An 11,872-nucleotide genomic window follows, 5' to 3' on the forward strand; every position below is an offset into this window, starting at 1 on the left:
GTTGAGAATGCTCCGCCCCTATAGCTCAGTACCGATACGGTTCGATGTCGAGCAAAGGGAATGCGCTGAACACGCTCGGCGCGTTGGTGGCGGTTGCCGGATAGACATAGGATTTGTTGAGCTCGGCGAAAGAGGTGACGCCGAGCAGCCCGAGGGTGCGGATCACTTCGTCTTCCAAGAGTTCCAGCATGCGCAGCACTCCGGTCTCGCCGGCCGCAGCCAGCGCCCAGCATTGCAGGCGGCCGATTCCGATGATGTCGGCGCCCAGCGCGATCGCCTTCACCACGTCGGAGCCGCGGCAGAAGCCGCCGTCGACCATGATCTTGGCCCGGCCTTTCACGGCATCGACGATCTCGGGCAGCACATGCATCGCGCCGCGCCCATGATCAAGCTGTCGTCCACCATGATTGGAAACGTAGATCCAGTCGACGCCGTGATCGAGCGCGATGGCGGTGTCTTCTGCGGTGGCGATGCCCTTGATGATCAGCGGAATCTTGTACTTGTCCTTGATCAGCTTGACCGTGCGCCAGCTCAGCGACTTCTGATAGTCGCCGCCCGTCGCCCGCAGGCGGCTTTCGCGGACGTAGCGCTTGGCGATGTCGCGTTCGCGCCGGCTGTAATGGGCGGTGTCGACGGTCAGGCAGAACGCGGTGTAACCGTTCGCAATCGCCCGGCTCACGCAGTCTTCGACAAAGGCATCATCGCCGCGCACATAGAGCTGATAGATGCGCAGTGCGTCGGGCGCGGCTTCGGCGACCTTCTCGAGCCCAGGCTCGGAAACCGAGCTCAGCATATGGGCGGCGCCGAATTTGCCGACCGCGCGCGTCACCGCGGCCGCCGCCGCGACCGGCTCGAAAATCTCCAGCGCACCGACCGGTGCCATCATGACCGGCAGGCGCAGCTTGCGGCCAAATCGTTCGACGGACGGGTCTACTTTGGAAACATCGCGCAGCACGCGCGGCCGGAACGCGATCTCGTCCAGCGCCATACGGTTGCGGCGCATCGTGGTTTCTGTCTCCGCGGCCCCGACGATGTAATCCCAGGCGTTCTGGTTGAGGTTGGCGCGCGCCTTGCGGACGAACTCATGCAGGTTCTGGAAGGGTTCGTTGCTGGCGCCAAGCTCGACGTTCCGGTTTGGCCGGATCGGGGTCGCGTCGTTCATGAAAGTCCTCCCGGGAATGTGATGCTTGTTTGGACCTTTCGGGTATCGCTTCCGAGGGCTTCATGCCATCCCAAAATTGCATGGCTTGCTCGCAAAGCCGGACGTAGGTTGTGCAGGTAGACGCGAACAAGAGTTTAGGGTTTGAGGAAACCAGCAAGGACATCACCATGATCGGGCCGCTCCTGTTTACGCCGCTGTCGCTTCGCGACGTGAGCTTACGCAACCGGGTGGTGGTGCCGCCGATGCATCAATATTCCGCGGTGAATGGTTTTCCGACCGACTGGCACCTGATGAATGCCGGCAAATTCGCCGCCGGCGGCGCCGGTCTGGTGATCGTGGAATCGACCAAGGTCGAGCGGCGGGGCTGCGGCACCATCGGCGACCTCGGCATCTGGGATGATACGTTCATCGAGCCGCTGCGGCGGCTGGTGAATTTCATCAAGCAACAGAACGCGGTGCCCGGGATCCAGCTCGGCCACTCCGGCCGCAAGGCGCGCGCTTACCGCCCCTGGGAAGGCGGGGGTCCGTTGCCGCGCACGCCGCAGATCGAGGATTGGGAGGCGTGGACACCGGTCGCGCCCAGCGCGATTGCCCACAGCGAGAAATGGCCGGTGCCCAAGGCGCTGGAGCGAGCGGAGGTGAAGGAGCTCGTGCAGGCCTGGGGCGAGGCGGCGCGCCGCGCGCAAGAGGCCGGGTTCGAGGTGCTGGAACTGCATGGCGCCCACGGCTACCTGGTCCATGAGTTTCTGTCCGAGCGTTCCAACCAGCGCGGCGACGAATATGGCGGCTCGGAAGCGAATCGGATGCGCTTCCTGATTGAGGTAACGGAAGCCGTCCGTGCGCATTGGCCTGCCAGCAAGCCCTTGTTCGTGCGGTTGTCCGTGGAGGACCACGCCGGCTGGGGTCCGGAGCAGAGCGTCCGGCTCGCCAGGATTCTCAAAACCAAGGGAGTCGACGTGATCGACTGCTCCTCCGGCGGAATCACCGACCTTGCGCCGATTTTGGGGAGCGAGATCAAATACAACTACCAGGTGCCGCTGGCGGACCATGTCCGGCGCCAGGCGGATATCATGACCATGGCGGTCGGCCTCATCATACATGGTGATCAGGCCGAGCAAATCTTACAGAATGGACAAGCGGATTTGATCGCCATTGGCCGCGAAATCCTGAATAATCCCAATTGGCCGATGGACGCTGCCTTGAAATTAGGCGCGGATGGCGCGTTCCGAAATGTACCGCCGCAGTTTGGCTATTGGCTTTCGACCCGCGCCAAGCGCGGTTTTGGTACGAAACCGTCGACCTGGCAGGTCGGATTGGCCAGTCGGCCTTGAAGAAACCAGAAAGGTATTGTGAGCTTAGCGCTTCAATCATACCTGACCGGGTCAGGCGGGCGCGAAATCACCAACAGCGCGGAAGGCAGCGGCAGCGATGCGAAAGAATTGGCTCTTTGTAATGGGTTCCCTGACAGGTGCTTGCCTGACCCTTCTGGTGACCGGGCCGCAAAGCTCGCACCTGATCGCCAGAGCCACCGCCGCGGGCGCTGACACCTATTCGCAGCTCAATCTGTTCGGCGAGGTCTTCGAGCGCGTTAAGGCCGACTATGTCGAGAAGCCCGACGACTCCAAGCTGATCGAGGGCGCGATCAACGGCATGGTCACCTCGCTTGATCCGCATTCGCGCTACATGAACGACAAGGCCTGGCGCGAAATGCAGGAGACCACGTCGGGTGAGTTCGGCGGCCTCGGCATCGAGGTCACCATGGAGGATGGTCTGGTCAAGGTGGTTGCGCCGATCGACGACACGCCGGCCGCGAAGGCCGGCATCATGTCGGGCGATCTGATCACTCAGATCGACGGTGAGGCGGTGCAGGGCCTGACCCTCGAGCAGGCCGTCAACAAGATGAAGGGCGCGGCCGATACCAAGACCAAGCTCACCATTGTCCGCAAAGGCAAGGATCAGCCATTCGACGTGTCGATCACCCGTGAGATCATTCGGGTGAAGCCGGTGCGCTATCACACCGAGGGTGGCGACATCGGCTACATTCGCGTCACCTCATTCAACGAGCAGACCACCGACGGCCTGCACAAGGCGATCTCCGATATCGAAAAGCAGATCCCGCAGGAGAAGCTCGCCGGCTTTGTGGTGGACCTGCGGAACAATCCGGGCGGCCTGCTCGATCAGGCGGTCTCGGTGTCGGGCTCGTTCCTGCCGCGAGGCGAAGTGGTTTCGACCCGTGGCCGTAACCCGGAAGAAACCCAGCGCTTCACCGCGCGCGGCGGCGATCTCACCAAAGGCAAGCCGGTGGTGGTGTTGATCAACGGCGGCTCGGCTTCGGCGTCGGAAATCGTCGCCGGCGCGCTGCACGACCACAAGCGCGCGACCCTTATCGGTACGCGTTCCTTCGGCAAGGGCTCGGTGCAGACCATCATTCCGCTCGGCGCCGGTAATGGCGCGCTGGCGCTGACCACCGCGCGCTACTTCACGCCGTCGGGCCACTCGATCCAGGCCCAGGGCATCACGCCCGACATCGAAATTCTGCAGGACGTGCCGGATGATCTGAAGGGCCGCGCGGACACCAAGGGCGAAGCTTCGATGCGCGGGCACCTGTCGGCCGAAGGCAAGGAGCAGGCCGGCTCGCAGTCCTACGTGCCGCCGGATGAGAAGGACGACAAGGCCCTGCATGCCGCCTACAACCTGTTGCGCGGCACCACCGTCAACGCAGGCGTGCCGCTGGCGCCAAAGCAGGCGGTGCCGAACTGATCCGGCAGGCGTGAACGGAATCTGCTAGAGCAGGGCGGCCTTGGGCCGCCCTTGCCATGCGACCGCGGCGATGACGATCGGGAAATTCGTGAGCGCGCGCGAGGCGGCCAGCCGCACCTGTCCGTCGACACCGATATGGAGGCGCCGTTAGCAATTGGAGTTAATTCGCAGTAAACATCGCGCTACGACCTTGCACCTCACTGTTGGACGAGCGGCTTTGCCCTGCGCTCCGCCGACCTTGAGGTGAGAGCCACGATGGCGGCGGCAACGATGTTGGTCGCGGCGCTCGCGATGATGGGCAGCTCGTAACTGTGGCTGAGGTCGAACGCGAATCCGGCCGCACTTGGGCCGATCAAGGTGCCGAACGCGACGCTCGTATAGAGCACGCCGATGATGCCGCTGACATTGCGGCCGCCGAAATAATCCATCACGACGGCGGGGAGCACGGCGACCCATCCACCGTAAAACACGCCATAGACGAATGCGAAAGCTGCCAACGCCCCAACATCGCTTGATGCGGCCCAAATCACCAAGGCCACGGCCATGCCAGTGAACATCAGCAGCAGCGACCGTTCGCGACCCATCCGGTCGGCGAGGCCGCCGAGCAGGAAGCGCCCGGCGGTGCTCCCGACGCCGATTACGCTCAGCAGCAATGCCGCCGACGAAGCCGTAATTCCGTGATCGCGCGCAAACGGCACGAGGTGGACAAACGGAACGAATACGCCGAACGAGCAGATCAGGCAGGCCGCGTAGAGACTGACAAAGCGAGGCGAGCGGATCGCCTCGCCAACGGCGGCGCCAGCGGCCGGCGAGCGCTCCGCCTGCATCGGCAAATCATCGCCGTCAGGGTGGAGGCCGCGGCGTTGCGGATCGTTCTCGAGCAACAGCGCCATTGCGCTACCGAGCACGAGCGCCAACAGGCCGAGCGCAAGATAGGCGCCGCGCCAGCCGATGCCTGCGATCAACAGCGAGGCAAGCGGCGGCATCGCAAGCGTGCCGACACCGATTCCGCTCACCGCGAGGCCTGAGGCGAAGCCGCGACGCCGAACGAACCAGCGCTGCACAGCGCCGATTGCCGGCACATAGGCGCAGCCAACCCCAAGTCCGACGCCGAGCCCGTAGGCGGCGTAGACCTCCGCAAGACTTTGCGCCGCGCTTGCGAGCGCAAGCCCGAGGCCGATCAGAACCATGCCCGCAATCGCTAGCGGGCGCGAGCCGAAGCGATCGGCCAGTGGCCCGCTCACAATGCCGAGCCCGAAATAAAGAAAACCGGCGAGCGAGAACACCAGCGATACCGAGCCGCGGGAGGCGCCGAAGTCGTGCTCGAGCTGTTCGAGAAAAGCGCTGAATGTGTAGGCGCAACCGAAGCCGATGAAGGTGACGGCAAACGCGGCTGCAACGACGAACCAGCCGTAAAAGATACGGGGTCGGAACCACGCTGCCCGTTCCAGCATCACAGCCTCCCTTCCTGATAGACACCAGCAAACGTATTATACTGGTGTTGGTTGCGTAAACCAGCAAAAATGTTTTAATGGTGTTGAATGTCGAAGCAGTCACGAAAGTTCAAGGTTCCCGACGCACTGGCGAATGTTTACGATTTCGCAAACACGCTGGATGTGCGGCATTTCACGCATCACGGCGTGCCGCACCTGCAGAATGACGAGCTGAAAACTGCGCAGGACCTCGCGGCGTGGATGGCGGAACGTGGGCTGTTGCGCGCTGGTGCGAAGGTCGCGCCAGCAATGCTGGAGGCCGCGCTTAAGCTTCGCGCGGCCACGCGTGAGTATCTGCAGCACGATCCCGCCGGCCGCCGGCAAAGCAGCGTGACCCGTGCATTGAACGAGAGATTGGCCGCATTCCCGCTGCTTGCCGAATTCGGCGGCCAAGCAGGGGCAAGATTGCAGCCAGCCCGCGCCGATGCGCTGGCGGGACTATCGGCTGTTGTTGCCGAACTTTACGATGGCGCGCGCAATGGATCACTGGACCGGCTGAAGATATGCGCGGCCGAAGAATGCCGGCGGGTCTTCTTCGACCGATCCAAGCCGGCGACGCGGCGCTGGTGCATGTCGACCTTATGCGGCAACCGCAGCAAGGCCAGGGCCTATCGGGAACGTCAGCGTGCCGGGGAGTGAGTGCACGAACAGCGCAGCGGACTCATCGAGTCGCGCCGCTCCGGTGGCGTGTTCTCATTCCATCTGCGCCACCGTTGTTCGAACGCTGTATCCGCCTTGGCGCGATGCCGACCGTCGTTTCGCTGGGCCAAAGCCCCGAACTCTGCCCGCCGTTGCGCCGGTAATTGGGATCGGTATAGGGATTGCCCGGCCCCTTGTTTTGGCAATTGGCGTTTGGATAGAAGAACGCGCAATAGGCCGGTTCCGACATCACTTGTTGTGCCGCCGCCGGCGTCGCGATTGCGGCAGCCGGAATGGTTACAATGGCGAGAAGCCTGCACAGCGACATCGGCGGTCTCCGCGTTGGGGCGATGCGGATGCGCACAGTTTAACACCGGCGTAGCCGGGCTCTTCCCGGTGATGGCGATCACTCCGCCGTGATGACGCGGCAAGTGTCAGGCCCTGTAGTGACCGGACTTGCCGCCCTTCTTTTCGACGAGATGAATGTCCTCGATGCGCACACCGCGCTCGACGGCTTTGATCATGTCATAGATCGCGAGACATGCGACCGACACCGCGGTCAGCGCCTCCATCTCGACGCCGGTGGGCCCCGTGACCTTGACAATCGCGCTGACGATACAGCCGGGTAGAGTGGCGTCCGGCGTGATATCCACGGTGACCTTGGACAGCGCCAGTGGATGACACAGCGGGATCAGATCGGAGGTGCGCTTGGCGGCCATGATGCCGGCGATGCGAGCCGTTCCCAGCACATCGCCCTTCTTGGCATTGCCCGAAACGATCAAATCCAGCGTCGCCTTGCTCATGACGACACGACCTTCGGCGACCGCAATGCGTTCGGTGGCCGGCTTGTCCGATACATCGACCATGCGCGCCTCGCCGGCGGGGTCGATGTGGGTGAGGGCAGGCGGATCGGATGCCTTGTGTGCCATCGTCGTGTTCCGCTGCAGCTCTAATCGCGCGCCAGCAGTGCGCGGGTCGCCGCGGCGACGTCGGCCTGGCGCATCAGGCTCTCGCCGACCAGGAAAGTGGAGATGCCCACGCGTGAAAGCCTCGCCAGATCGGCTGGGACGAAGATGCCGCTTTCACCGACGATCAGGCGATCTTTGGGAACGAGCGGCGCGAGCGTTTCGCTGGTCGAAAGCGTCGTCTCGAAGGTGCGGAGATTCCGGTTGTTGATGCCGATCATCGGCGAGCGCAGTTCGAGGGCGCGCTTGAGCTCGGAGCGATCGTGGATTTCGATCAGCACATCCATGCCGTGGGCCAAGGCCGCGTCCTCGATGTCCCTGGCCGCTCCGTCGCTGAGTGCGGCCATGATGATCAGGATGCAGTCGGCGCCATGTGCACGGGCTTCTGCGACCTGGTAGGTGTCGAACATGAAATCCTTGCGCAGCACCGGCAGGCTGGTTGCCGCGCGGGCCGCCACCATGAAGTCGAGATGCCCCTGGAAGGAGGGCGTATCCGTCAGCACCGACAGGCAGGCTGCACCACCCGCTTCATAAGCCTTTGCGAGCGAAGGCGGATCGAAGTCGGCGCGGATGAGCCCTTTGGAAGGTGACGCCTTCTTGATCTCGGCGATCAGCGCATAATCTCCCGCAGCGTGCTTTCTGCGGATGGCGCTGACGAATCCGCGAGGCGCCGGGGCGCTTCTTGCAAGTGCTTCCACATCTCCCAGCGGCAGGGCGCGCTTGGCGGCCGCGATCTCTTCGCGCTTGTAGGCCTCGATCTTCGTCAGAATGTCGGACATCGGTCGTCTCGGCTCTTAACCGTTGGAGACCGCGACCAGGTGTTTCAAGCGCGCGGCCGCGGCACCGCTATCAATCGATTTTTGCCCGATTGCGACGCCCTCCTTCAAATCCTTGGCATGACCGGCGACCACCAACGCCGCCGCGGCATTCAAAACCGCGACATCGCGATATGGGCTTGGCATGCCGTCGAGCACGCTTTGCAGGGCGATCGCATTGGCCTCGGCGTCGCCGCCCTTCAATCCGTCATGGCCGCAGCGGGGAAGGCCGGCCTGCTCCGGGGTCACCTCGAAGGTGCGGATCTCCCCCTTTTCCAGCGCCGCGACGAATGTCGGGCCGGTGAGGGTGATCTCGTCGAGCCCGTCGGAGCCGTGCACGACCCATACCGATTCCGAGCCGAGATTCTTCAAGACCTGCGCCAAAGGCTGCACCCATTGCCGCGAGAACACGCCGACCATCTGCCGCTTGACGCCGGCCGGGTTGGAGAGCGGCCCCAGGAGATTGAAGATCGTGCGGGTGGCAAGCTCGACCCGGGTCGGGCCGACGTTCTTCATGGCGGGGTGGTGCGCAGGGGCGAACATAAAACCGATGCCGGCCTCGCTCACGCAACGTCCGACCTCTTCCGGCTTGAGGTCGATCTTGACCCCAAGCGAAGCCAGCACGTCGGCGGCGCCGGAGCGCGACGACAGCGCGCGGTTGCCATGTTTTGCTACCGGGATGCCCGCGCCGGCGACGATGAAGGCGGCGCAAGTGGACACATTGACAGAGCCGGAGCCGTCGCCGCCGGTACCGACGATATCAACGGCATCGGCGGGCGCTGTCACCCGCAGCATCTTGTTGCGCATCGCCGAGACTGCGCCGGTGATCTCCTCAACGGTCTCGCCGCGCACCCGCAGCGCCATCAAGAGCCCGCCCATTTGCGAGGGCGTCGCCTCGCCCGACATCATGCTGTCGAAGGCGGAAGCCGCTTCCTCACGGCTCAGCGTGGCGCCGGTGGCGACTTTGGCAATAATCGATTTGAGGTCGTCCATCGCGTACTTTCGAACACTGCTCAGTTGCTGCTGCCGCCGCCCGTAATCTGCGCGAAGGCTTCCTCATTGATCGATGTGCCGATATTCTTTTCCAGCTTGGCGACGTATTGCGCGAGTTCCTCGTTGCTCAACGCGCCCTGCAGGCTCTCTTTCAGCTTCTTGGCTGCGTCAGAAGCGAGATCAACCGGCGGCACTGTGATATCGGTGACGCGGAACACGAACCTCTCGGTATCGGTCTGGCCGTCGGCCTGGCCTGCAGCGTCTTTGGCCGTGCGGAAGACGGCTGCAACGACGTTGGCGGGCAGGCCGGATCCCGAGCCATCGCGCTTCAATCCCGCGGTGGTCTCGACTTTTGCCCCGATGCTCGCCGCCTGATCGGCGAAGCTGCCGCTCTGGCCGAGGTTTTGTACGATCTGCGTGGCTTTGTCGCGCAGGCGGCTGGCGATCTGATCCTCGCGCCAGTGCGCCGCGACCTGATCCTTTACCTCGTCAAGCGTCCGGTCGCGCGGCGGAGTGACGCCCAGCACGTCGTACCAGACATAGCCGCCCCGGTAGGAGATCGGTTCGTTGTCGACCCCGACATCGCTGTTGAAGGCTTGCGCAACCACGTCGAGGCCGGGCGGAATATTGGCCGGCTGCCCGTCGGGCAGGTGACCCGAGCGATCGACGGCGTCGATCGTGGTGGCGGCGAGCCCGAGTTTCTGTGCCGCTTCCAGGACGCTGGCGCCGCCGCCGCGCTCGTCCTCCATCTTGTCGCGCAAGCTTGCGACCTTGTCGCGGGCGCGCTCGATGGCGATCTCCTTCTTCAGGTCTGGCGCAACACTCTCATAGCTCGGCTCCACTGCCGGCTGGATCTTGCCGACTTTGAGCAGCGCAACGCCGAACCGCCCCTGCACCGGCTGGCTCACTTCGCCCGAAGGCAGCGAAAACGCGGCGTCCGCAAATGCGGGATCGAGAATGCCGGATTTGCTCACCACGCCGAGATCGACGTCGGCGGAGCTCAGCTTACGCTCTTTGGCGAGATCGTCGAACGACAGGCCCGACGTGATACGTGCGCGCGCGGCCGTCGCTTCTTCCATGTTCGGAAACACGATCTGCGAGACCTCGCGCTTTTCCGGCGTGCCAAGCCTCTCCTTGCGCTGCTCGTAGAGCTTCCTGGCATCGTCGTCGGAGACTTCAGACCACTTGCCGATCTCCTCCGGTGTCAGCACGACGAAAGCGATCTTGCGGTACTCGGGCGCACGGAACTGCGCCTTGTGCTCGTCGAAATAACCGGCGAGCGTCTCGGGCGAGGGCGGGTCGATCGTGCCGGCCTGCGTGGCATTCAGTTTGACGTATTCGATGGAGCGCTGCTCGTCCTGATAATGCATCAACGCTTCCATCAGCGTTTTCGACGGCTCCAGCCCGGCCGATAGCGTGCCTGCGATCTGGCGGCGCAGCGAAACCTTCTTCTGGTCGGCGATATAGCGGGCCTCGGTAAAGCCGAACTGGCGGATGATTGCCTGGAAGCGTTGCGGGTCGAAGGCGCCGCCTACGCCCTTAAAGTTCGGATCGGTGAAGATCACCCGCATGGTCTCGGCGTCGGATTGTCCCAGTCCGAGCCGGCGCGCCTCCTCATCCAGCGCGGCCTCCGCGATCGTCTGCTCCAGGAGCTGGCGGTCGAGGCCGAAAGCACGTGCCTGTTCGGGGGTCAGCGGACGGCCGAACTGGCGGCCAAGCTGCTGAAGCTTGTCCATATAGAGCTGGCGGAACTCGTTGATGGAAATCTCGGTATGACCAACGGTCGCCAGCGTCGACTGGCCAAAGCCCCTGAAGATGTCGGCAATGCCCCAGATACCGAAACTGACGATCAACGCGCCCATGGCACCGGCCATAATGATTTTGCCGAGCCAATTGGATGAGGCTTTGCGCATTCCTCGAAGCATGGGATCCAACTTGTCCTGAGGGGAACCGGTACACCCCGCTTATGGCGGATGCTGCAAAACGGGCGTCACCGAATTGATTACGCATCATAAAGAGGCAGCGGGGCCCCCGCAACCTTGAGCGGAGGCCTACCTGCTGTCGCTAACGACCGCAAGAAGCGGTTAAAAGCCTTGCGTCCAATCTGGAAGTGAGGGCCGCGCTTTGCTAGCGCATGGGAAGTTATCTTTCACTGGAAAAACGCCATGACCGACGCCGTCCGCCCGCTGATCGCCGGCAACTGGAAAATGAATGGCTTGAAAGCTTCGATTGGGGAGTTCGAGGCAATGCTGGCAGGCGCTGCAGGGGTCGCCTCGAAGGCCGATCTGCTGGTCTGCCCTCCTGCGACCCTGATCGCAGCTTTTGCGGAGAAGGCCCGTGCCGCGACGGGATTGGGGGTTGGCGCGCAGGATTGTCACCCCAAGCCGTCGGGCGCCCATACCGGCGACATCTCCGCCGAAATGCTGGCCGATGCTGGCGCCAGCGCGATCATTGTCGGCCACTCTGAAAGGCGGGCCGATCATGGCGAAAGCGATCTGTTGATCCGGCAGAAGGCCGAGGCGGTGTGGCGCGCAGGGCTCGTGGCCATCGTCTGCATCGGGGAGACGGAGGCGCAGCGGGACGCCGGGCAGACGCTGGATGTCCTCCGCGGGCAGCTCAGCCAGTCGCTGCCGGACGCCTCGCGAGCCGATAATCTGGTGGTCGCCTATGAGCCGGTCTGGGCGATCGGCACCGGCCGCACCCCGACGGCAGTAGATGTCGAGCAAATTCATGGATTTATTCGGGATTTTCTGACCGGGCGGTTCAACGGGGAGGGGGCGCGGATGCGGATCCTCTATGGCGGCTCGGTCAAGCCCTCGAATGCGGCCGAACTGATGGCGGTTGCCAATGTCGAGGGTGCGCTGGTGGGTGGCGCCAGCCTGAAAGCGGCCGATTTCCTTGCGATCGCGAACGCCTGTCCTTAGCTAAAGGGGTGAGTGATGTCGGGGGTGGCTTTGCGCTGCCCTTTCGTGTAACACGCGCGCAACTTCATGAACCCCGCAAGCCGCCGTCCGAGAGCCCGCGCCGGGCGGGCTCGGCTTGTGA

General features: G+C 63.5%; 11 protein-coding genes. 4 read left to right on the forward strand and 7 right to left on the reverse strand.

Annotation, left to right across the window (positions count from 1 at the left end):
* Nucleotides 1-25 precede the first annotated feature (25 nt).
* Nucleotides 26-1,162 (reverse strand): alpha-hydroxy acid oxidase, encoded by a 1,137-nt coding sequence (locus F758_RS0105690; RefSeq protein WP_024506955.1) that lies wholly within the window; start codon nt 1,160-1,162, stop codon nt 26-28.
* 110 nt (nt 1,163-1,272) lie between these two features.
* Between F758_RS0105690 and F758_RS0105695 the strand changes: the two genes are divergently transcribed.
* Nucleotides 1,273-2,493: an NADH:flavin oxidoreductase/NADH oxidase gene (locus F758_RS0105695; protein ID WP_245286424.1), complete on the forward strand. Its 1,221-nt coding sequence runs from the start codon at nt 1,273-1,275 to the stop codon at nt 2,491-2,493.
* Between the two features lie 97 nt (nt 2,494-2,590).
* On the forward strand, nt 2,591-3,922 hold the full coding sequence (locus F758_RS0105700) for a S41 family peptidase (RefSeq protein WP_024506957.1): 1,332 nt from the start codon (nt 2,591-2,593) through the stop codon (nt 3,920-3,922).
* A gap of 197 nt (nt 3,923-4,119) precedes the next feature.
* Here F758_RS0105700 and F758_RS0105710 read toward each other — a convergent pair whose 3' ends face one another.
* On the reverse strand, nt 4,120-5,376 hold the full coding sequence (locus F758_RS0105710; RefSeq protein ID WP_024506958.1) for an MFS transporter: 1,257 nt from the start codon (nt 5,374-5,376) through the stop codon (nt 4,120-4,122).
* Between the two features lie 87 nt (nt 5,377-5,463).
* On the opposite strand from F758_RS0105710, the gene F758_RS0105715 reads away from it, so the two are divergent.
* Complete coding sequence (locus F758_RS0105715; protein ID WP_024506959.1) at nt 5,464-6,054, forward strand: CGNR zinc finger domain-containing protein; 591 nt, start codon at nt 5,464-5,466, stop codon at nt 6,052-6,054.
* Between the two features lie 22 nt (nt 6,055-6,076).
* On the opposite strand, the gene F758_RS0105720 is transcribed toward F758_RS0105715, so the two are convergent.
* The 5 genes from F758_RS0105720 to F758_RS0105740 all read right to left on the reverse strand — a co-directional run bounded on the left by F758_RS0105720 (nt 6,077) and on the right by F758_RS0105740 (nt 10,752).
* The gene (locus F758_RS0105720) at nt 6,077-6,382 is read right to left on the reverse strand and encodes a hypothetical protein (protein ID WP_024506960.1); all 306 of its coding nucleotides are present in this window, start codon (nt 6,380-6,382) and stop codon (nt 6,077-6,079) included.
* A 106-nt stretch (nt 6,383-6,488) separates the two neighbouring features.
* A complete protein-coding gene (gene moaC, locus F758_RS0105725) occupies nt 6,489-6,983 on the reverse strand; it encodes a cyclic pyranopterin monophosphate synthase MoaC (RefSeq protein WP_024506961.1) in 495 nt (164 codons plus the stop codon).
* Nucleotides 6,984-7,003: 20 nt separating this feature from the next.
* Complete coding sequence (trpC, locus tag F758_RS43330; protein ID WP_035720926.1) at nt 7,004-7,798, reverse strand: indole-3-glycerol phosphate synthase TrpC; 795 nt, start codon at nt 7,796-7,798, stop codon at nt 7,004-7,006.
* 15 nt (nt 7,799-7,813) lie between these two features.
* On the reverse strand, nt 7,814-8,827 hold the full coding sequence (trpD, locus tag F758_RS0105735) for an anthranilate phosphoribosyltransferase (RefSeq protein WP_024506962.1): 1,014 nt from the start codon (nt 8,825-8,827) through the stop codon (nt 7,814-7,816).
* A gap of 20 nt (nt 8,828-8,847) precedes the next feature.
* The gene (locus F758_RS0105740; RefSeq protein WP_024506963.1) at nt 8,848-10,752 is read right to left on the reverse strand and encodes a peptidylprolyl isomerase; all 1,905 of its coding nucleotides are present in this window, start codon (nt 10,750-10,752) and stop codon (nt 8,848-8,850) included.
* A gap of 240 nt (nt 10,753-10,992) precedes the next feature.
* On the opposite strand from F758_RS0105740, the gene tpiA reads away from it, so the two are divergent.
* Nucleotides 10,993-11,751, forward strand: coding sequence for a triose-phosphate isomerase (tpiA, locus tag F758_RS0105745; RefSeq protein ID WP_024506964.1), 759 nt, complete (start codon nt 10,993-10,995; stop codon nt 11,749-11,751).
* Nucleotides 11,752-11,872 lie beyond the last annotated feature (121 nt).

The organism is Bradyrhizobium sp. ARR65, from assembly GCF_000472385.1.
Taxonomy (GTDB): domain Bacteria; phylum Pseudomonadota; class Alphaproteobacteria; order Rhizobiales; family Xanthobacteraceae; genus Bradyrhizobium.